Source organism: Xenorhabdus sp. BG5, assembly GCF_015163665.1.
Classification (GTDB): Bacteria; Pseudomonadota; Gammaproteobacteria; order Enterobacterales; family Enterobacteriaceae; genus Xenorhabdus.
In genome coordinates this window covers 1-21,951 of sequence record NZ_JADEUG010000020.1, presented here as the reverse complement: position 1 = coordinate 21,951, position 21,951 = coordinate 1, and the positions used below count along the sequence as shown (strand labels likewise).

At 43.2% G+C, this 21,951-nt stretch carries 20 protein-coding genes and 1 pseudogene; 18 read left to right on the top strand and 3 right to left on the bottom strand.

The window, feature by feature from the left end; all coding sequences use genetic code 11:
• The first annotated feature begins 60 nt into the window (after positions 1–60).
• The 12 genes and pseudogenes from IQ209_RS11645 (at position 61) to hemB (ending at position 10,825) form a co-directional block, all read left to right on the top strand.
• The gene (locus tag IQ209_RS11645) at positions 61–1,446 is read left to right on the top strand and encodes a GntP family permease (RefSeq protein ID WP_193851460.1); all 1,386 of its coding nucleotides are present in this window, start codon (positions 61–63) and stop codon (positions 1,444–1,446) included.
• 187 nt (positions 1,447–1,633) lie between these two features.
• A complete protein-coding gene (gene udp, locus IQ209_RS11640) occupies positions 1,634–2,389 on the top strand; it encodes a uridine phosphorylase (RefSeq protein ID WP_193851459.1) in 756 nt (251 codons plus the stop codon).
• A gap of 148 nt (positions 2,390–2,537) precedes the next feature.
• Positions 2,538–3,323 (top strand): tyrosine-protein phosphatase, encoded by a 786-nt coding sequence (locus tag IQ209_RS11635; RefSeq protein WP_193851458.1) that lies wholly within the window; start codon positions 2,538–2,540, stop codon positions 3,321–3,323.
• 76 nt (positions 3,324–3,399) lie between these two features.
• Positions 3,400–3,930 (top strand): DedA family protein, encoded by a 531-nt coding sequence (locus IQ209_RS11630; RefSeq protein WP_193851457.1) that lies wholly within the window; start codon positions 3,400–3,402, stop codon positions 3,928–3,930.
• A 300-nt stretch (positions 3,931–4,230) separates the two neighbouring features.
• Positions 4,231–4,930 (top strand): annotated as a pseudogene (gene rmuC, locus IQ209_RS11625) (DNA recombination protein RmuC); the annotation flags it as partial.
• 75 nt (positions 4,931–5,005) lie between these two features.
• On the top strand, positions 5,006–5,761 hold the full coding sequence (ubiE, locus tag IQ209_RS11620; RefSeq protein ID WP_193851456.1) for a bifunctional demethylmenaquinone methyltransferase/2-methoxy-6-polyprenyl-1,4-benzoquinol methylase UbiE: 756 nt from the start codon (positions 5,006–5,008) through the stop codon (positions 5,759–5,761).
• A 1-nt stretch (position 5,762) separates the two neighbouring features.
• Positions 5,763–6,431, top strand: coding sequence for an SCP2 domain-containing protein (locus tag IQ209_RS11615; protein ID WP_193851455.1), 669 nt, complete (start codon positions 5,763–5,765; stop codon positions 6,429–6,431).
• Positions 6,418–8,055, top strand: coding sequence for a ubiquinone biosynthesis regulatory protein kinase UbiB (ubiB, locus tag IQ209_RS11610; RefSeq protein ID WP_193851454.1), 1,638 nt, complete (start codon positions 6,418–6,420; stop codon positions 8,053–8,055). Before IQ209_RS11615 ends, ubiB begins: the two co-directional genes overlap by 14 nt.
• Positions 8,056–8,188: 133 nt before the next feature.
• Complete coding sequence (gene tatA, locus IQ209_RS11605; RefSeq protein ID WP_193851453.1) at positions 8,189–8,455, top strand: Sec-independent protein translocase subunit TatA; 267 nt, start codon at positions 8,189–8,191, stop codon at positions 8,453–8,455.
• Positions 8,456–8,458: 3 nt separating this feature from the next.
• Positions 8,459–8,941 (top strand): Sec-independent protein translocase protein TatB, encoded by a 483-nt coding sequence (tatB, locus tag IQ209_RS11600; RefSeq protein ID WP_193851452.1) that lies wholly within the window; start codon positions 8,459–8,461, stop codon positions 8,939–8,941.
• A gap of 3 nt (positions 8,942–8,944) precedes the next feature.
• Entirely contained in the window at positions 8,945–9,733 is a 789-nt protein-coding gene (gene tatC, locus IQ209_RS11595; protein ID WP_193851451.1) for a Sec-independent protein translocase subunit TatC, read from the top strand.
• Between the two features lie 75 nt (positions 9,734–9,808).
• A complete protein-coding gene (gene hemB, locus IQ209_RS11590) occupies positions 9,809–10,825 on the top strand; it encodes a porphobilinogen synthase (RefSeq protein WP_193851450.1) in 1,017 nt (338 codons plus the stop codon).
• A gap of 52 nt (positions 10,826–10,877) precedes the next feature.
• Here hemB and rfaH read toward each other — a convergent pair whose 3' ends face one another.
• A complete protein-coding gene (gene rfaH, locus IQ209_RS11585; RefSeq protein WP_193851449.1) occupies positions 10,878–11,366 on the bottom strand; it encodes a transcription/translation regulatory transformer protein RfaH in 489 nt (162 codons plus the stop codon).
• Positions 11,367–11,724: 358 nt separating this feature from the next.
• Here rfaH and ubiD point away from each other — a divergent pair, with 358 nt between their 5' ends.
• Together ubiD and fre are read left to right on the top strand one after the other, a co-directional pair.
• A complete protein-coding gene (gene ubiD / locus IQ209_RS11580; RefSeq protein ID WP_193851448.1) occupies positions 11,725–13,197 on the top strand; it encodes a 4-hydroxy-3-polyprenylbenzoate decarboxylase in 1,473 nt (490 codons plus the stop codon).
• Positions 13,198–13,207: 10 nt separating this feature from the next.
• Positions 13,208–13,909, top strand: coding sequence for an NAD(P)H-flavin reductase (gene fre, locus IQ209_RS11575; RefSeq protein ID WP_193851447.1), 702 nt, complete (start codon positions 13,208–13,210; stop codon positions 13,907–13,909).
• 177 nt (positions 13,910–14,086) lie between these two features.
• Here fre and fadA read toward each other — a convergent pair whose 3' ends face one another.
• Both fadA and fadB read right to left on the bottom strand, forming a co-directional pair.
• Positions 14,087–15,250: an acetyl-CoA C-acyltransferase FadA gene (gene fadA / locus IQ209_RS11570; protein WP_193851446.1), complete on the bottom strand. Its 1,164-nt coding sequence runs from the start codon at positions 15,248–15,250 to the stop codon at positions 14,087–14,089.
• A gap of 11 nt (positions 15,251–15,261) precedes the next feature.
• A complete protein-coding gene (fadB, locus tag IQ209_RS11565; RefSeq protein WP_193851445.1) occupies positions 15,262–17,448 on the bottom strand; it encodes a fatty acid oxidation complex subunit alpha FadB in 2,187 nt (728 codons plus the stop codon).
• A 273-nt stretch (positions 17,449–17,721) separates the two neighbouring features.
• On the opposite strand from fadB, the gene pepQ reads away from it, so the two are divergent.
• The 4 genes from pepQ to hemG are packed head-to-tail and all read left to right on the top strand — an operon-like array spanning position 17,722 to position 21,748.
• Positions 17,722–19,056: a Xaa-Pro dipeptidase gene (gene pepQ / locus IQ209_RS11560; RefSeq protein ID WP_193851444.1), complete on the top strand. Its 1,335-nt coding sequence runs from the start codon at positions 17,722–17,724 to the stop codon at positions 19,054–19,056.
• Complete coding sequence (locus IQ209_RS11555) at positions 19,056–19,667, top strand: IMPACT family protein (RefSeq protein ID WP_193851443.1); 612 nt, start codon at positions 19,056–19,058, stop codon at positions 19,665–19,667. Before pepQ ends, IQ209_RS11555 begins: the two co-directional genes overlap by 1 nt.
• A 36-nt stretch (positions 19,668–19,703) precedes the next feature.
• Positions 19,704–21,155 (top strand): Trk system potassium transporter TrkH, encoded by a 1,452-nt coding sequence (trkH, locus tag IQ209_RS11550; RefSeq protein WP_193851442.1) that lies wholly within the window; start codon positions 19,704–19,706, stop codon positions 21,153–21,155.
• A 50-nt stretch (positions 21,156–21,205) separates the two neighbouring features.
• Positions 21,206–21,748, top strand: coding sequence for a menaquinone-dependent protoporphyrinogen IX dehydrogenase (hemG, locus tag IQ209_RS11545; RefSeq protein WP_193851441.1), 543 nt, complete (start codon positions 21,206–21,208; stop codon positions 21,746–21,748).
• Positions 21,749–21,951 lie beyond the last annotated feature (203 nt).

The window sequence follows — 21,951 nt, the reverse complement described above, 5'->3', positions numbered from 1 at the left end:
AGCGAAAAGCATAGTAAATATGGCATGTTCCAATTTATCCATTTTTAATGAGGTTTTGTGATGGGGTTTTATATTCCAATTATTGGGTTGGGAGTGGCGGTATTTACGCTGGTTTTTCTGGTTTTGCGAACTCGTGTTCATGTTCTCATAGCTATGCTAATTGCGGCAATAATCGCTGGAATATCAGGTGGTTTGACTATAAATAATGTCGTTGAAGTGATCGCTAAAGGATTTGGTTCGACATTAGGCAACATCGGTATCGTGATTGGATTGGGATGCATGATGGGGAGGATATTGGAAGTCTCGGGAGCAACGGAGCAGATCGCTTATAGCCTGATTAAATGGTTGGGTAAAAGGCGCGAAGAGTGGGCTTTGGCGATTACCGGTTATATTGTCAGTATTCCCATATTTGTGAATTCAGCTTTTGTGATCCTCTATCCGCTAGTGAAAGCACTGGCGAAGAAAGGTAAACGCAATGTATTGTCCCTTGGGGTTGCTCTGGCGGGAGGGTTAGTGGTAACACACCATATTGTTCCTCCAACACCAGGGCCGCTTGGTGTCGCCGGAATATTCGGGGTGAGTATTGGCCAAATGATGCTGGCAGGTATGATACTGGCGGTGCCCTGTGTCATTGGTATTACCTGCTATGCAAAGTGGTTGGAGACTAAATACCCTGAATATCAACTTGGTGATACAGAAGAAAGTGCAGAAAATTTGCCACAAGTACATCAGCGTTATATGGAAGAGAAAGAGCAAAAATCACTTCCAAGTCTATTTCTTTCTCTTTTACCCATCGTCGTACCAATTATTCTGATTTTTATTGGCGTAATTAATGGAATGATACTGAGAACTGATGAGTTTGCCGGTAAGGAGAACGCTTTCTATTTTCAGATTTTTGATTTTCTAGGATCACCCATTATTGCGCTAGCAATCAGTGTATTACTGGCGGTTTATACCTTAATGCCAAACGTCAGTAAGCATGAAGTGATTGAACATCTAGAAACAGGGTTAAAAACGGTAGGTATTATTTTGTTGGTGTCAGGAGCGGGAGGGGCATTAGGCGCGGTGTTGAACGAAAGCTCAACAGGCACGATATTAGCGCATTATATTGCCAGCCTGCCAATAACACCTGTTTTGATCCCATTTATCATTGCGACACTCATACGCATAATTCAAGGCTCTGGTACAGTGGCAATGATAACTGCGGCTTCTATTTCTGCGCCGGTTATCAAGCAAATACCGGATGTTAATATGTTGGTGGCGGCTCAAGCTGCGATGATGGGTACACTGTTTTTCAGTTACTTCAATGACTGTTTTTTCTGGGTGGTTAACCGAATGATGGGCATTAAAAGTGCGAGGCAACAGATTATCGTTTGGTCGATTCCCACCACAATTGCATGGGGGATCGGATTATGCGGTGTGCTGCTTCTTAATCTCGTCATGTAACTTTTTATATGAATAGTGATATCGTCTTCTACAGGGCGCCATCTCTTAAATGTGATTTTTATCACAAATTTATGTATGTGTTTCTTTCTTATATTAATTAAAGATGATTTTAATCACTAAAAAATGTCAGAGTATTGACTAAATTTAGGTATTCATATTTTGAATCATGCCCGTTGAGGAGTCTGATATGTCTGATGTGTTTCACTTAGGTATCACCAAAAGCGACCTGCAAGGCGCGACGCTGGCAATTGTACCCGGCGATCCTAACCGTGTTGAGAAAATTGCGCGACTGATGGATAACCCGGTACATCTGGCTTCCCACCGTGAATTTACAACCTGGCGTGCAGAAATTAACGGAAAGGCTGTGGTTGTCTGCTCTACAGGCATTGGAGGCCCCTCAACGTCGATTGCTGTAGAAGAACTGGCACAGTTAGGAGTACGTACTTTCCTGCGTATCGGAACAACGGGTGCAATTCAGCCACATATCAATGTAGGGGATGTATTGGTTACGACTGCGGCGGTTCGTTTGGATGGTGCCAGCTTGCACTTTGCCCCAATGGAGTTCCCTGCGGTTGCTGATTTTGAGTGTACAAATGCTTTGTATGAAGCAGCAAAAGCCTCTGGTTCTGCTACCCATGTTGGTATTACTGCATCTTCCGATACCTTCTATCCAGGCCAGGAACGTTACGATACTTATTCTGGCCGTGTCGTTCGTCGTTTCCAGGGTTCGATGAAAGAATGGCAAGAAATGGGCGTAATGAACTTTGAAATGGAATCAGCAACATTGCTGACCATGTGTGCAAGTCAGGGATTGCGGGCTGGTATGGTGGCTGGCGTGATCGTTAACCGTACCCAACAGGAAATCCCAGATGTTGAGTTACTGAAGAAAACAGAAAGCAATGCGCTGGGGATAGTTGTAGAGGCCGCCCGTCGCCTGTTGTAATGCCTTCCATATAGGGTCAGAATATTCTGGCCCTATCATTTGTGCGATCTTCTCTTCCCTTCATTTCAAAATTTGATAATGTCATAGCATTTTGTACTAATAGATAGTGTGTTCTATTAACTATTTTTTAATCGCAACAAGAGTGACTATGACTACAACATTATTTCTATCTCATCCTTCACTACTTCCTTTGAATGGCGGCATTAATTTTCGTGATTTAGGTAATAAGACACTGAACAACGGCACCAGGATTAAACCAGGCGTGTTATTTCGTTCCGGTTCATTGGACAGGCTGACAGAAAACGATCAGGCTTTTTTAGTGGATCAAAACCTTTTGCAGGTTATTGATTATCGTGATAGCAGCGAAATTATGGATAAACCCGATCGAATATGGAATGGAGCACATTATCACCATGCTCCTGCCAACCCGCTTTCCAAAGAAGTGGATGCTAATCTGGATAAGTTAGACAAGGAAATACTGGAGCAATTCGACGCGAAAATATTTATGTCTCGCTTATATGAATTATTACCCATTAACAATCCAGCGTATAAGACGTTAGCGACATTATTGCAGCAACCAGAGAAAGGCGGCATTGTGCAACATTGCGCGGTTGGTAAAGACAGGACAGGCGTGGGCTCTGCACTGGTTTTATTCGCATTGGGGGCTGATCTGGATACGGTGATGGAAGATTATTTGTTGACCAATATCACACTGGCTCCATACCGCGACTATTTATTGAATGAACACGCAAAAATGATGAGCGAAAGTGTGGTCGAAAAATTTGCCTATGTTTATTCAGTGAAGGAAGAGTTTTTACTGACCGCACTTAATAGCATCAACCAGCATTATGGCAGCATAGATATTTGGCTGGAAAAAGATATTGGACTCAATATCGCTGCGCGTGAAAAACTACAAGCTTATTTTCTTGAATAAAAATATCAGGTTAGCATTGGACGGATTGTTCAGGGCTGGCCTATAACCTCCTACTGATAACACAGGAAAGATTAATGTGAGCCTGCATGAAATTATCGAACTGGTTATAAACTTTGTAAAAGCCCATGAAGTTTGGGCAATTCCCATCATTTTCCTACTGGCATTTGGTGAATCGTTGGCATTTATTTCCCTATTGTTACCAGCAACGATCATTTTGTTAGGGTTAGGGGCGTTAATTGGTGAAAGTGAGTTAACTTTTTGGCCAATATGGATAGCCGCTGCAGCTGGCGCTTTCTTTGGTGATTGGGTTTCTTACTGGTTTGGTTGCCATTACAAAGAAGATGTTGGCAAAATGTGGCCACTTTCTCGCCATCCTCAAACTTTGGTTCGCGGACATCGTTTCTTTGAACGATGGGGTGTATGGGGCGTTTTCATTGGGCGTTTTTTTGGTCCCTTGAGAGCCGTTGTACCGCTGGTAGCTGGAATCTGTGCCATGCCAAAACGTCATTTTCAGCTTGCTAACTTAGCTTCTGCATTGATTTGGGCATTCGGTATCTTAGCTCCAGGGGCATTTGGCTTGCGTTGGTTGGCAGAGTGGATGGGATAATTGCGAGCTACTTTGCAAACTGAAAGAAAGCCATTGAACACTCTGGACATCTATACAGCATCTATTTAACTTACATTGAGGCTAATGACTCAGAAAAGTTGTCTGAAATTTATCGGTAATCGTGCCAATAAAGAATAGGGTTAACAAAGAATGGGGTTAAAAAATAATAGAGTTAGCGAGGGTGTATAGGTGGATATCCAGTGGTTATACATGCTGATCGGTGGTTTAGGTGGATTGCTGGGCGGAGGGATCTTCGTCTGGCTTTCTGTTCAGCAGAGAATCCAGCAGAAAGAGCAGGAACTGCGTGAGGGATATGAATTTGATACACAGGTCAATATTAAGTCTGAAAACAGCGAGCGTTTTCAACCTGATGTGATCGTGCATCTGCCGCAGGGAAAAGAGTCATTATTGATGCCAAAATGTCCCTGGTCGCTTATGAACGTTCTTTCAACAGTGATAGTGAAGAACAACAAGCACAACATTACAAGAACATATCAACTCCATCAGAGAGCATATTCGTGGCCTGAGCCGAAAAGATTATCAGCAATTACCCGGATTGCGATCACTGGACTATGTTTTGATGTTTATTCCTGTAGAACCCGCTTATTTGGTTGCACTCAATCAGGCGCCAGAATTACTTGATGAAGCATTGAAACATAATATTATGCTGGTTAGCCCATCAACTTTGCTGGTTGCTGTTCGTACTATCAATAACTTGTGGCGTTATGAATATCAAAGCCAAAATGCACGTTTGATAGCTGATAAGGCTGCCAGAATGTATGACAAAATGCGGTTGTTTGTGGATGATATGCAAGGATTGGGGCAAAGTCTTAATAAAGCACAGGCGAGTTACCATTCCGCAATGAAAAAGCGTGCTGAGGGCAGAGGTAATTTAATTAGTCAGGACGAAGCATTTCGTGATTTAGGCGTGGATGTGAAGTGTCCTATTGATTCACAGTTGATTGATAAGTCTTTTCAATCGTTGCAGGTGAATGAGTGAAGTCAACATAGGGTTTTGTTGGAAAGGCTGGTACACTGACTATAAATTTTTTTGAATAAAAAGTGGACAAATAACATGGCAGATCAATCAAAAGAAACCACTGATTTTGGTTTCCGCACCGTAGCCAAAGAACAAAAAAAAGAGATGGTGGCAGACGTGTTTCACTCTGTGGCTTCGAAATATGATTTAATGAATGACTTGATGTCATTTGGCATTCACCGTATCTGGAAACGTTTCACTATTGAGTCAAGTGGTGTTCGCCGTGGTCATAAGGTGCTTGATCTCGCTGGTGGAACAGGTGATCTAACCGCAAAGTTCTCCCGAATGGTGGGGGAAAAAGGTCAAGTTGTTCTGGCGGATATCAACGACTCAATGTTGAAAGTTGGACGTGAAAAATTACGCGATACCGGTATCGTAGGCAATGTCAGTTATGTTCAAGCCAATGCTGAAGAATTGCCTTTCCCAGATAACCACTTTGACTGTATTACCATTTCCTTTGGCTTGCGTAATGTCACGGATAAAGAAAAAGCGCTACGTTCCATGTATCGGGTACTTAAGCCAGGCGGACGCTTATTAGTGTTGGAGTTTTCTAAACCTGTATTGGCACCGTTAAGTAAGGTTTATGATGTTTATTCATTCCATGTTCTGCCCCGAATCGGTCAGATGGTTGTGAAGGATGCGGACAGTTACCGTTATCTGACAGAATCCATCCGTATGCACCCTGATCAGGAAACCTTGAAAGGCATGATGGAAGATGCGGGCTTTGACCAGGTTTACTACACCAACATGACTGGTGGGATTGTTGCACTGCACAAAGGATTCAAATTCTGAGATGGAAACACCTTCATCAAGCCATAGTATGAGTTCTGCGGCATCAAATGATAAGGTGTTGTTTCCGGTAGTAACGGCCTTTCTGGAAACAACTCTGAATCATCTGTTATATCGCGAAGCTGTATTAAAACCTGCCCGCTTGAGACTAGCAGGTAAGATACTGTCCATCAAATTGAAAGAAATAGAAATACCCTTGATACTGATATTCAGTGAGAAACGAGTGGATGTTTTGAGCCAATGGTCAGAACCGGTGGATTGCTCGATGAAAGCAACGCTCCCTGCACTACTCAAGCTACGGGATCGCCAGTGCCTTTCAACCCTGATTAACAGCGGTGAAATTGTCATTGAAGGGGACATGCAAGTGATTCAACAATGGTCTGCTTTGCTGGATATGTCAGAGCGGGACCCTGCGCATTACCTTTCTCCTTATGTTGGTGATATTGTCGCGGAAAGTATTACCCAGGTGATGAAGAAAAGTTTTGAATTCGCCAGCAATACCCTTGCAAGAAAGAAAACATATTTCACCGAATCATTAACAGAAGAATGGGAAATGGTTCCCAGTGCGTTGGAAGTGGCTTATTTCAGTGAAGAAGTTAATGCCGTTGCCAATCAAATAAATCAACTCGAAAAACGGTTGGCGGCACTGGAGGAAAAATATGACACCCAGTGAAATTAGACGACTTTATTTTATTATCAGGGTCTTTCTTTCTTACGGGTTGGATGAACTCATCCCTAATATTCGCTTGACATGGCCGTTGCGTTTTGGACGTTATTTCCTGTTTTGGATACCTAACCGACATAAAGATAAACCTCTTGGCGAACGTTTGCGTTTGGCATTACAAGAACTCGGTCCCGTGTGGATCAAATTTGGCCAGATGCTCTCCACGCGTCGTGACTTGTTCCCGCCTGCAATCGCAGATCAACTTTCGATGTTACAAGATCGGGTGGTTCCCTTTGATGGCGCGGTGGCACGAAAATCGATTGAAACGGCTTTAGAGGGAGCACTGGAAACGTGGTTTGAGGATTTTGATCCACAACCACTGGCTTCCGCTTCTATTGCTCAGGTACATACTGCCCGGTTGAAGGAGAATGGCAGAGACGTTGTCCTAAAGGTGATCCGCCCGGATATTCTGCCTGTAATTAAAGCTGACGTGCGGTTAATGTATCGCCTGGCAAATTTGGTTCCCCTTTTACCTGATGGTCGTCGTCTTCGTCCGCGTGAAGTTGTAAGAGAATATGAGAAAACCCTGCTTGATGAACTGAATTTATTGCGTGAAACTGCAAACGCGATTCAATTGCGGCGTAATTTTGAAGATAGTTCAATGCTCTACGTGCCAGAAGTCTATCCCGACTATTGCCGGGAAAATGTTTTGGTGATGGAGCGCATTTATGGTATTCCCGTGTCAGATGTTGCGGCCTTAGAGGCGCAGAACACCAATATGAAATTGTTGGCTGAGCGTGGAGTTCAGGTATTTTTCACCCAAGTATTTCGTGACAGTTTTTTCCATGCGGATATGCATCCCGGCAATATTTTCGTCAGTTATGACAAACCGGAAGATCCCACTTATATCGGCATCGATTACGGCATTGTTGGCTCTTTGAATAAAGATGATAAACGCTATCTGGCCGAAAATTTCATTGCTTTCTTCAATCGTGATTATCGTCGGGTCGCTGAACTGCATGTCGATTCTGGCTGGGTGCCAGCAGATACCAATGTGGAAGATTTCGAATTTGCTATCCGTACCGTTTGTGAACCGATTTTTGAAAAACCATTGGCTGAAATCTCATTTGGGCATGTTCTGTTAAACCTTTTCAATACCGCTCGTCGTTTTAATATGACAGTTCAGCCCCAGCTGGTTTTGCTGCAAAAAACGCTGTTGTATGTTGAGGGCTTGGGGCGTCAACTTTATCCTCAGCTTGATCTGTGGAAAACAGCAAAACCTTTTCTGGAGGATTGGTTGCATGATCAGGTAGGGCTTCCCGCTATTGTGCGGGCCTTTAAAGAGAAGGCGCCTTATTGGGCAGAAAAGTTGCCAGAGCTTCCAGAGCTGGTATATGGCACGCTCCAACAGCATCGGCGTTTGCAGAGCAGCATTGATCAGATATCGCAACAATTCAGGAAACAACAGCTCAGCCAGCGAAAATCTCTTTATTTGTTGGGGATTGGTGCAACTCTCTTTATCTGTGGTAGTTTGTTTTTCATCATAGATCAGAAACACTTGGCATGGGGAATGATAGGGGCTGGAATTACATCATGGGGATTGGGCTGGCGTCATTTAAGCAAACATCAATAATTCAGTAATGGTGAATATTAAATGAAGGTAATTTTGCCACGATCCTTGATATAATTGCATTATTTTTGAACATAAAGTTCGTCGTTTATAATTAAATCACGAGTAATATTCTGATGAATAGAGGTAGGTCAATATGGGTGGTATAAGTATTTGGCAATTGCTCATCATTGCCGTCATTGTCGTACTGTTGTTTGGTACTAATAAGCTTCGTACCTTGGGTTCAGACTTGGGTGAGTCAATAAAGGGCTTTAAAAAGGCAATGAGTGATGATGAAAAGCCACAACAGCTGGAAAAAATGAGTCAGGATGCCGAGTTTGAAACTAAAAACCTGACTGAAAAGTCCACGGCTGCGCAATCTGAAAAATCAGAGAGTAAAAGTAAAGACAAAGAGCAGGTATAAACCGTGTTTGACATTGGTTTTAGTGAGCTACTGTTAGTGATGATCATTGGCTTGGTTGTTTTGGGGCCGGAACGTTTGCCTATCGCGGTCAAAACAGTGGCTGGATGGATTCGCGTATTGCGCTCGCTGGCGGCTAATGTTCAGAATGAACTTGCTCAAGAACTAAAATTGCAAGAGCTTCAGGACACACTGAAAAAAATGGAAGAAAAAGCTGACCTGCAATCACTTTCGCCAGAACTGAAAGCTTCAATGGAGGAGTTGAAGGATGCGGCTGAATCATTGAAAAATACCTATCAGTTGAAACCGGATGAAATGAGGGAATTGGAGGAAGACGAAACGCATTTTCATTCTTCTGGGGCCCAATCGGTTGCAAGGCACTCGAATTCAGAACAGGCCAGTCTGGAACCAGTCATTGCAGAGCAATCGAGTGCAATACCAGAGCAACAGAAAAGAAAACCTCCTGAACAAGCAAATGGCGAACACTGAAACATGTCTGTGGATAATACCCAACCTCTTATCAGTCACCTGATTGAACTGCGTAAGCGGATTTTAAATAGCCTAATTACCGTGCTGGTAGTGTTTCTGGCATTGGTTTATTTTTCCAATGACATTTATCGGCTTATTGCAGCACCTTTAATGGAGCAATTACCTAAAGGTGCAAATATGATTGCGACAGATGTTGCATCACCTTTTTTTACACCCATTAAACTGACCATTATGGTGTCTATCTTTGTTTCGGCACCGATGATCCTTTATCAAGTATGGGCATTTATTGCACCGGCACTGTATAAGCACGAACGCCGTTTGATTATGCCCTTACTGTTTTCCAGTAGTATATTGTTTTACCTGGGAATGGCATTTGCATATTTTATCGTTTTTCCCATTGCGTTTGGTTTTTTTATCAATACCGTGCCCGCAGGGGTTGTGATCTCGACAGATATCAGCAATTACTTAAGCTTTGTTATGGCGCTATTTATGGCTTTTGGCGTTTCATTCGAAATACCCATTGCCATTATTTTGCTGTGTTGGAGTGGGGTAGTGACGCCAGAATCACTAAAGAAAAAACGTCCTTATATTTTAGTTGGGGCATTTGTCGTTGGGATGTTGTTAACTCCACCTGATGTTTTCTCACAGACTCTGCTGGCTGTTCCTATGTATTTGCTATTTGAAATGGGAATTTTGCTTTCGCAGTTCTATGTTGGTAAACGGGGCCGCCGTAATTTCATCAATCCAGAAGATAAATCAGACAGTGATATTGGTGACAATTTTAAAAAATAATCGGATGCCAGGCATTCATGCTTATCGCGAACTAACCCAGCGCTTTGTCGCTGGGTTTTACATTAGGAGAACCCTATGAGCTATGTATTTCCGGGGATATTTCCCGGTCGTCGTATGCGCCGTGTGCGCCGTCATGACTTTTCCCGCCGCTTAGTTGCTGAAAATCAACTTACTGTTAATGATCTGATTTATCCTGTATTTGTTATGGAAGGAACAAATCAGCGTCAGGAAGTGTCTTCAATGCCAGGAGTGTATCGTCTGACAATCGATCTTTTGCTGAAAGAAGCAGAAGAGATTGCCCGACTGGGTATTCCTGTTTTATCTCTGTTTCCAGCCATTGAAGCAGACAAGAAATCGTTGGATGCGAAAGAAGCCTATAATCCAGACGGCTTGATTCAGCGCTCTGTTCGTACCCTGAAAGATGCAGTTCCTGAATTGGGTCTTTTGACGGATGTAGCACTCGATCCATTTACTACCCACGGGCAAGATGGTGTTATTGATCAGGATGGCTATGTTATCAATGACATTACCAAAGATATTCTGGTTAAGCAGGCATTATCCCATGCTGAAGCTGGAGCCGAAATTGTCGCGCCAAGCGATATGATGGATGGCCGCATTGGCGCTATTCGTGAGCAGCTTGAGATGGATGGTTATGTTAATACCCAAATTATGGCCTATTCTGCCAAATACGCTTCTTGTTACTATGGGCCATTTAGAGATGCCATTGGTTCCAGTGGCAACCTGAAAGGTGGTAATAAGATGACCTATCAAATGGATCCTGCAAACAGTGATGAAGCGTTGCAGGAAATTGCACAGGATTTACAGGAAGGTGCAGATAGCGTCATGGTTAAACCCGGTATGCCGTATTTGGATGTGATTCGCCGTGTAAAAGATACTTTCGGTGTGCCGACATTTGCTTATCAAGTTTCTGGTGAATATGCCATGCATATGGCGGCTATTCAAAATGGTTGGTTGAAAGAGCAGCCAGCGATTATGGAATCATTATTATGCTTCAAACGAGCGGGAGCAGATGGTGTTCTGACCTATTTTGCCAAGCGTGTAGCGCAGTGGCTGCATGAACAGAAATACTGATTATTGTAATCGCATGGGGATACAAAGACGGGCAATTTTGCCCGTTTTTTGATTAAATTTTGATGAAATATTTATTATCTAAAACTTTAGAAACTTCTTTATTAAGAATATTTAGCAAGAGAATGGAGCGGGTTTCCCCATCCGGTTCGTTATAAATTGCCTGAATGCCTTCGAAAATTCCCTCAGTGATCAGGACAGTATCACCAGTAATTGGGGTTTCAGGTGCAATATATTCTTGCTCAGTAACAGACATTAATTCATCAATTAATGTCTGTGGAACAATGGCGGGATAAGTGCTAAATCGAACGAAATTATTGACGCCACGTGTTGAGTTAACGGTCGTAGTATGAATAACTTCGGGATCAAAGTGAACAAACAGGTAATTGGGAAACAGAGGTTCAGTAACGATGGTTCGTTTACCTCGCATGATTTTTTCAATTTTGGCTGTAGGCGTTAAGCAAATCACGTCCTGTCTCTCTAAGTTCTCTATTGCCCGAGAGACTTGCCCACGTTTACAGTAAAGAAGATACCAATTTCCCATAATATTTCGACTCCATTGCGTAGAATGTTTAGCATAACAAAACCAGTGCTAAGGGGTCATCAGTAAAGATAGAAGTTATTTAAAATGTAAGCCGTATTTTTTTATATTCTACCGTGCTTATTTTCAGTAAAAGTCTATACCCATCCAATGGCAAGTTGCAGCTTGCAAATCAATGTGATTGTTTATATCTCCCCGCTATGCGGGGAGATATAAGACGCATTTTGAAAGGTGATTGGTATATGTATTAATTATTGCACTAAATTCATTGATTTTTAGCAGGTTATGAGTTTTCCTTGTAACCCTTAGGAGAGGGATTATAATAGCTTTCCCTCCTTGAAAATCGGCACGAATGAACAATATGAAATATCGCGATCTAAGAGACTTTCTTTCCTTGTTGGAACAATCAGGTGAATTAAAACGAATTCGTATGGAAGTTGATCCATACCTGGAAATGACTGAAATCTCAGATCGTACTCTTCGTGCCGGTGGTCCCGCCTTATTATTTGAAAATCCTAAGGGATATTCGATGCCTGTATTGTGCAACTTGTTTGGCACACCTAAGCGTGTTGCCATGGGAATGGGGCAGGATGATGTTAAGGCATTGCATGATGTTGGGAACTTATTGGCTTTCCTTAAAGAGCCTGAGCCCCCAAAAGGCTTTCGTGATTTGGTCGATAAGCTGCCTAAATTCAAACAAGTTTTGAATATGCCAACCAAACGCCTCAGCTCTGCGCCTTGTCAGGAACAGATTTGGACAGGGGATGAGGTGGATCTTACCCGTATTCCAGTTATGCATTGTTGGCCAGAAGATGCCGCTCCTTTGATTACCTGGGGATTGACGGTAACTAAAGGGCCTAATAAAGAGCGCCAGAACTTGGGGATCTACCGCCAACAGGTATTGGGAAAAAACAAACTGATTATGCGCTGGTTATCACATCGTGGTGGTGCGCTTGATTTTCAGGAATGGTGTCAGGCACATCCGGGGGAACGTTTCCCTGTATCCGTTGCATTAGGTGCCGATCCTGCCACGATATTGGGGGCGGTTACCCCAATTCCTGATACTTTGTCTGAATATGCGTTTGCTGGATTATTACGTGGGCATAAAACGGAAGTTGTTAAATGTATATCTAATGATCTGGAAGTGCCTGCCAGTGCTGAAATTATCCTTGAAGGCTATATTGAGCCTGGTGAAATGGCACCGGAAGGACCATACGGTGATCATACCGGTTATTACAATGAAATAGATACGTTCCCGGTATTTACGGTATCCCATATTACCCAACGCAGTGATGCTATCTATCATTCCACTTACACAGGGCGTCCGCCGGATGAACCAGCGGTGCTAGGGGTTGCGTTGAATGAAGTATTGGTGCCAATATTGCAAAAACAATTTCCTGAAATTGTGGATTTTTACTTGCCGCCAGAGGGCTGCTCTTATCGACTCGCGATCGTTACAATGAAAAAACAGTATGCAGGCCATGCCAAGCGAGTAATGATGGGAGTTTGGTCATATCTGAGACAATTTATGTACACAAAATTTGTTATCGTTTGTGATGATGATATCAATGCGCGAGATTGGAATGATGTCATTTGGGCGATAACAACGCGAATGGACCCGCAGAGAGATACTGTCTTAATGGAAAATACACCCATTGACTATCTCGATTTTGCATCCCCTATTTCTGGGTTAGGTTCAAAAATGGGATTAGATGCAACGAATAAATGGCCAGGAGAGACACAAAGGGAATGGGGGCGCCCGATAGTGATGAGCGATGAGATTCGGGCCCGTGTCGATGAAATTTGGGATCAATTAGATATTTTGAAGCGATAAGAGGGAACGCATGACAATATTAAGCTGTAAAGTAACATCGGTTGACTCCATTACAGATACAGTTTATCGGGTTCGTTTATTACCTGATTCGCCTTTTTCTTTCCGTGCGGGGCAATATTTAATGGTGATTATGGATGAAAGGGATAAGCGTCCTTTCTCCATGGCATCACCACCATCAGAAAAACAGATAATTGAGTTGCATATTGGTGCTTCTGAGCTAAATCTCTATGCGATGGCGGTAATGGATAGAATTCTGGATCAGAAAGTCATTGATATTGATATTCCGCATGGCCAGGCTTGGTTTCGTGAAGACAGCAAAAACCCGATGTTATTGATTGCCGGTGGAACGGGATTCTCATATACGCGCTCTATCTTATTGGCTGCATTGGAAAAAAATCCTAATCGTGAAATTTCCATCTATTGGGGAGGACGAGAGTTGCAACATCTTTATGATTTGAGGGAGTTGCAATCATTAAGTGAGCACTACCCTAATTTGACCGTTGTACCTGTGGTTGAACAAGTTGATGAACACTGGTGCGGAAGAACGGGCACAGTTCTGAGTGCAGTTTTGGAAGATTTTGGCAGTTTGGCAAACCATGATATTTACATTGCTGGCCGTTTTGAGATGGCTAAAATTGCCCGTGAACGGTTCTGTAGTGAGCGTGATGCATCTATCGAACACATGTATGGGGATGCATTTGAGTTTATTTGAGCCATTTGCCGATAAAAGATAAGACGACAAAAATAAAAAAACCCGCCCCTGACAGGCGGGAAACTACGGCAACAACTTACTAGAGTGATGCAATAGACAAGACAGACAAGGGAAAACGTTTTTTTAAAAGCCATAAATTTCAATTGTCAGCTATGTTTTATAGCTAGGTTTTCATGGCTACACTCTTTCAATAATTGTGGCTATACCTTGGCCTAACCCGATGCACATGGTTGATAGCCCGAACTGAACATCTTTACTTTCCATCAAGTTAAGCAAGGTGGTTGTAATGCGAGTACCAGAGCACCCCAGTGGGTGACCAAGAGCAATAGCGCCACCGTTCAGGTTGATTCTGTCATCCATACTATCCAGCAGACTTAACCCTTTTACGCAGGCTAGGGATTGTGCAGCGAATGCTTCGTTCAATTCCATGACACCAATATCCGTAAGGCTTAATCCTGCTTTTTTCAAGGCCATTTGTGTGGCTGGCACAGGGCCATAACCCATGATCGAAGGATCACAACCAACAACTGCCATTGAACGAATACGAGCGCGAGGTTTTAATCCTAACGCTTTAGCTTTGCTTTCGCTCATGATCAGCATGGCAGAGGCACCATCGGAAAGCGCTGAGGAGTTACCCGCAGTCACACTTCCAGTGACAGGATCAAAAACGGGACGCAGTGCAGCCAAATCTTTGAGATTAGCATCTGTACGGATCACCTCATCAAAATCGACGAGTTTCATATTCCCATCAGCATCGTGTCCATATATAGGAACAATTTCGTTAGCAAAAGCTTTTGATTCGGTCGCTTGTATTGCGCGTTGATGAGAACGCAGGGCAAACTCATCTTGCATTTCTCGACTAATATTGTGCATTTTAGCCAGCATTTCTGCCGTTAATCCCATAACACCTGCTGCCTTAGCAACGTTACGGCTTAATTTGGAATGAAAGTCGACACCGTGTGTCATGGGAACATGTCCCATATGTTCAACACCACCGACCATAACAATACTGGCATCACCGGTCATGATCATGCGGGCACCATCGTGCAGTGATTGCATTGAAGAACCACAGAGGCGATTAACGGTTACCGCGGGGACTGAGTGAGGAATGCCCGCCAGTAAAGCAGAGTTGCGGGCAATATTGAACCCTTGTTCCAGCGTTTGTTGCACGCATCCCCAAGAGATATCATCAATCTCTTCAGGATTAACGGCAGGATTGCGCTTGAGTATTGACATCATCAGATGTGCAGAGAGATCTTCGGCACGGACCTGACGGAATACACCACCTTTTGAGCGCCCCATTGGGGTACGGATACCATCAATAATAACTACGTTTTCCATGTTTTCAGACCTCACGCTTTTTCACCTGGATTAACAGCAAGTTCTGCTGGTGCAGGGTAGTAACTGTCATTGCTTTCGGATTTTGCTTTCAGGCCAGCGGGTATGTGATAGAGTGCGCCCAAATGAGCATAACTTTCTGCCATCTTCACATAGGCTGCGGTTCCCATGGTATCCAGGTAGCGGAAAACACCACCATGGAATGGAGGGAAGCCTAAACCATATACCAGTGCCATGTCTGCTTCTGCTGGGCTGGCAATGACACCTTCTTCTAAGCAGCGAACAACTTCGTTGATCATTGGGAGCATGGTTCTGGCAATGATCTCTTCACCAGAGAAAGTATGTTTCGTTTTGCTGATGCTTGCCAGTAACTGATCGGTAGTTTCATCCAATTCTTTCTTCGGCTTGCCTTTTTTATCTTGGGTATATTTATAGAAACCAACGCCATTTTTCTGACCATAACGCTGATTTTCAAAGAGTACATCAATGGCATCCCGATAATCGCGGCTCATGCGGTCTGGGAAACCTTGAGCCATGACAGCTTGTGCATGGTGAGCAGTATCAATACCGACAACATCAATGAGATATGCAGGACCCATTGGCCAGCCAAATTCTTTTTCCATGATTTTGTCGATTTGGCGGAAATCGCCCCCATCCCGTAGCAACATGCCAAAACCAGCCAGATAAGGGAACAATACGCGGTTTACAAAGAAGCCTGGGCAATCGTTAACAACGATCGGTGTTTTACCCATTTTACTGGCATAGGCGACAACGCTTGCAATAGTCTTCTCTGAAGTTTTTTCTCCACGGATGACTTCAACCAACGGCATACGATGTACTGGGTTGAAGAAATGCATACCACAGAAGTTTTCCGGGCGTTTTAGTGATTTTGCTAATTCAGTGATTGGGATAGTGGAAGTATTGGAAGCCAGAATGCAGTCATTGCTGATATGTGATTCTGTTTCTGCCAAAACCGCAGCTTTAATCTTAGGATTTTCAACTACAGCTTCAACAACAATTTCGGATTGCTCAATACCCGCATAATTCAAGGTTGGTTGGATGGATGCCAGAATTTTGGCCATCTTCATGGCATCTAACCGCCCACGTTCAAACTGTTTATTCAGCAATTTGGCCGCTTCATTGATACCTAAATCCAGCGCTTTTTGATTAATATCTTTCATCAAGACAGGAATACCCTTGCGCGCTGATTGATAGGCAATACCTCCTCCCATGATCCCTGCACCCAATACAGTCGCATGCTCAGGGGTTGTAACGGTTTGCAGGTGTTTCTTCGCCAGCCCTTTAACATATTGCTCATTCAGGAAGATGCCGACTAAAGCACGCGCGACAGAGGTGTGCGCTAATGATACAAAACTGGCTGATTCCAGTTTCAAGGCTTCATCGCGGCCGAGTGTAGCGGCTTTTTCAATGGTTTTTATCGCCGTGATTGGTGCTGGATAATGCGGGCCGGCAACCTTCATTACCATACCTTTTGCTACGGTGAAACTCATGGTACGTTCGATCTCATTGAGAGTCAGAGGCATCAGTTTAGGCTGGCGGGCGGCTTGCCAATCCAAGTCTCCTCGAATAGCTTGTTCCAGAACTGAAACGGCAGAGTCAACCAGTTTTTCGGCGGAAACTACGGCATCAACCAGGCCATTTTTCAGCGCTTCTTCAGCACCAATATCTTTTCCTGCGGAAATGATTTCGAGAGCATTGTCTGTGCCAATCAAGCGTGGCAGGCGAACAGAACCCCCAAATCCCGGCATAATGCCCAATTTAGTTTCTGGTAATCCAATGCGAAGATCGGGGGATGCGATACGAAAATCTGTTGAAAGTACCAATTCACATCCACCGCCAAGGGCATAGCCATTGATAGCAGAAATAGTCGGAACCGGGAGATCTTCTATACGGTTAAAAATATTGTTAGCGAGATTCAGTAATTCGTGCAGTTTTTCTGCTGGTGCACTGAATAGCGATAAAAATTCTGTGATATCAGCACCAACAATAAAAGCTTGTTTTTCAGAACGTAGCAGTAACCCTTTTAGTTTAGTCTCTTGCTCAAGGGTCGCAACGGCTTTATCCAGTGAAGTGACCGTTTTTGTGTCTAATTTATTAATTGCAGCCGGTGCATTGAAAATGAGTTCAGCAATGCCATCTTTTAGCCATTTTACTTGAATAGTTTCACTTAGGTAGAGCATGTCATTCTCCTCAATGAGTGCATACCTTCTGGTATGACCAGATGCAGTTGATTGTGATTACTGTGTTAATTTAATGCAAACTGATGATTAATTTTTTGTAGGGCGGATCACAGGTAAGATTTATGGCAGAGAATAATATATTTTGTTAATGCTTTGAAAAATATAACTATATTGGTTTGGTTGTAGAGAGTGCGTTTTTTGCGTGATAGCTCCGACGATAATGAATTGTGGTAATATTTAAGCTCCTGCCAAAAAATCAAAAGGCTAATTAAGATGGAAAAGTTGGCATCTCTGTACCAAGAACATATTAAAATTTTACAAAAACGTGCCCGAGAAATCTTAGAACGAACTCAGTTTGACGCCTTGCTTATTCATTCAGGCGAATCATTACGGGTTTTTTTGGATGACAGCCATTATCCGTTTAAGGTAAATGCACACTTTAAGGCTTGGGTACCTGTGACCAAAGTGCCTAATTGCTGGTTGTGGATTGATGGTGTCAATAAACCTAAGCTCTGGTTTTATTCACCGGTAGACTACTGGCACAGCGTAGAGCCACTACCTAGTGGCTATTGGACTGAAGACATAGAAATGATTCATTTGGCAAAAGCTGAAGATATCAGCATTAAACTGAATGGATTATCAAAACAGAACGCTGCTTATATTGGTGAACAAACGGAGCGTGCTAAATCCTTGGGTATTCTTGAGCACAATATCAACCCAGAAGCTGTCTTGGACTACTTGCATTATCATCGTTCATATAAAACAGATTATGAGTTGGCTTGTATGCGTGAGGCCCAGAAAACCGCCGTTAATGGTCATCTGGCAGCCTATGATGCATTTTTGTCTGGTGTGAGCGAATTCGAAATCAATATGTTCTATTTGATGGCAACAGGGCACCGTGATACCGATGTTCCTTATGATAATATTGTTGCTCTGAATGAAAACACGGCTGTTTTGCACTACAACAAATTACAGCAGAGGGCTCCTTCGGAAATACGCAGTTTCTTGATTGATGCGGGAGCGGAATATCATGGTTATACCGCGGATATCACCAGAACCTATGCAGCAAAATCTCATAACGATTTCGCTTCACTGATAAAGGATTTGAATGAAGAACAACAGGCGCTCATTGGCACAATTAAAACGGGAGTTCGATATACCGACTACCATATTAATATGCATCAACGTATAGCCAGGATACTGAAAAAACATGATATTGTTCATGGGATCAGTGAAGAAGATATGGTTGAGACAGGATTGACGACGCCGTTTTTCCCACATGGGCTCGGCCATCCTTTAGGTTTGCAGGTGCATGACGCGGCCGGGTTTATGCAAGATGATCGTGGAACCCATCTGGCAGCCCCGGAGAGGCAGCCTTATTTGCGTTGTACCCGTATTCTGGAGCCAAGAATGGTTTTGACCATTGAACCTGGGATCTATTTCATTGAAACTTTATTAGCGCAGTGGCGTGAAAGCGAATATCGTCAATATTTCGATTGGAAAAAAATCGATATGTTGAAAACTTATGGTGGTATTCGTATTGAAGATAACATCGTTATTCACGATGGAAAAATTGAAAATATGACCAGAGAATTACAATTATCGTAATGAAGCCTTATTTAATTCCTGCGGCTTCAGTCAGCTTTACTGAAGAAATAAAAAAGAGTCGTTTCATTACCCTGCTGGAGCACACCAGCGGGGTAGATGAGGCTAAGTTATTTATCCAAAGCATTAAAGAGCAATATCCTGATGCTCGGCATCATTGCTGGGCTTTTGTGGCAGGGGCACCGGATGATTCCCAACAGTTAGGGTTTTCTGATGATGGTGAACCTACCGGAACCGCTGGCAAGCCGATGATTGCCCAGTTAATAGGAAGTGGTCTGGGGGAAATTACCGCTATATCTGTTCGCTATTTTGGTGGCATAAAACTTGGTACGGGTGGTTTGGTCAAAGCCTATGGCAATGGGGTACAACAAGCCCTGAAACTGTTGCAAACCGAATACAAAGTACCGCAGAAGTTATACCAGTTACAGTGTGAATATTCGCATATTTCAATGGTAGAACAGTTGCTACACCAATTTTCTGGGCAGGTGATCGCCAGTGATTATGCTGAAAATGTCACGTTGCAAGTCTCGTTGCCAGCTACCCTTGTTGGTGAGATAGGTGATAAATTACGGGACTTGAGCCGTGGTGCTTTGTTTTTAACGCCAAAATCATAACTATTCTTCATACCGGATTTCTAAGGAACCAGCCGAATGCATTTTCGCGCCATAACCCGTATTGTTGGACTACTTGTCATTCTTTTTTCTGTCACAATGATTATTCCGGGGCTGGTCGCATTGATCTATCGCGATGGCGCAGGCAGGGCATTTAGCCAGACATTCATCTTTGCTCTCGTCATTGGTTTAATATTGTGGGTACCTAATCGCGAACAAAAATCTGAGCTCAAGCCGAAAGAGGGCTTTTTGATTGTTGTCCTATTTTGGACTGTGTTGGGAAGTGTGGGTGCATTGCCATTCATTTTCTCTGAAAAACCCAATCTTTCAGTCACAGATGCCTTTTTTGAATCATTTTCTGGCCTAACGACCACTGGCGCGACGACGCTTGTTGGCCTCGATTCCCTTCCCAAGGCTATTTTGTTCTATCGACAAATGTTGCAATGGTTGGGGGGGATGGGGATTATCGTTCTGGCTGTGGCGATCTTGCCTCTGCTTGGTGTGGGGGGAATGCAGCTTTATCGTGCAGAAATGCCGGGGCCGTTGAAAGACAATAAGATGCGTCCTCGTATTGCAGAAACGGCAAAAACGCTTTGGCTGATTTATGTCTTGTTGACCATTGCCTGTGCCCTGGCATTGTGGGCTGCGGGGATGCCAGTGTTCGATGCGATTTCTCATAGCTTTTCTACCATCGCTATTGGTGGATTTTCTACCCATGATGCGAGTATCGGTTTTTTCAATAGCCCAGCCATCAACACGATTATTGCCATTTTCTTATTGATTTCGGGCTGTAATTTTGGTTTGCATTTTGCGGTTCTTTCTGGACGAAGCTTGAACGTGTATTGGCGTGATCCAGAGTTTCGGATGTTCATTACTATCCAGTTGGCACTATTGGCAGTCTGTATGCTGATATTATGGCAACATTCCGTTTATGAATCAGAATGGGAAGCATTGAATCACGCTTTTTTTCAAGTTGTCTCCATGGCGACAACAGCCGGATTTACAACGGACACTTTTGCCAATTGGCCTCTTTTTCTGCCTTTTCTGCTGTTATGTTCTGCATTTATAGGGGGATGTGCGGGTTCAACGGGAGGCGGTCTCAAAGTTATCCGTATTTTGTTGCTGTTCTTGCAAGGATCGCGTGAATTAAAGCGATTAGTGCACCCGAATGCGGTGTATACCATTAAATTGGGACGGCGAGCATTACCGGAACGAATTATTGAAGCAGTCTGGGGTTTTTTCTCTGCTTATGCACTGGTTTTCATTGTCAGTATGTTGTTACTGATCGCAACGGGTGTTGACGAATTTTCTGCTTTTTCTGCCATCGCCGCAACACTGAATAACCTGGGACCCGGTTTGGGAGTGGTTGCTGATAACTTTACAACCATGAATCCGGCGGCTAAATGGATATTGGTTATCACTATGTTATTTGGACGTTTGGAAGTGTTCACATTATTGGTGTTGTTTACACCGACTTTTTGGCGTGAATAGTGAACGATTGAATTTTTATATGTGATTCTCTGTTTAATAAGGGCGTATCTATGAGTTATTTGTTGCTTTATTCTACCCAAGATGGACAGACCAAAAAAATTATTACCCGTATCGCAGAGAACCTTCGTCGTGCTGGTATTAAGTGTGAATTAAGAGATCTTTCTACCGTGAAACAAGTCAACTTGACGCCTTACCAAAAAGTAATGGTAGGTGCGTCGATACGTTATGGCCGTTTCAATTCTGTATTGCATGATTTTGTCATTCGCCATCAAAAACAATTGAACCAAATGCCAACAGCTTTCTTTGGCGTCAACTTAACGGCGAGAAAGCCAGAAAAAAGAACGCCAGAAACGAACGCTTATGTACGTAAGTTTTTAATAAAAAGTCCGTGGCAACCTGATTTATGCGGAGTTTTCGCAGGGGCTCTACTTTATCCACGTTATCGTTGGTTGGATCGCATCATGATTCAGTTCATTATGCGAATGACCGGAGGAGAAACAGATACTACAAAAGAAGTCGAATACACCGATTGGGAACAGGTAGATCATTTTTCTGAGAAATTTTTGCAAATAACGTGTGATAAAACGCCTTAAAAACAGTCTTTCTGCTGGTTATTACCTCGTTTTGAGGAAAAAAACCACGAACAGAAAGAAATTTAAAAAAAACTATTGTCAGCGCCGTAAAACTCCCTATAATGCGCTTCCGTTGTCACGACAAACACACAAACCGGTCGGGATGACAACGTGAAAAGCCCTGAAAAATAAGGCTTGACACGGTAAGAGGAAAGCGTAAGATA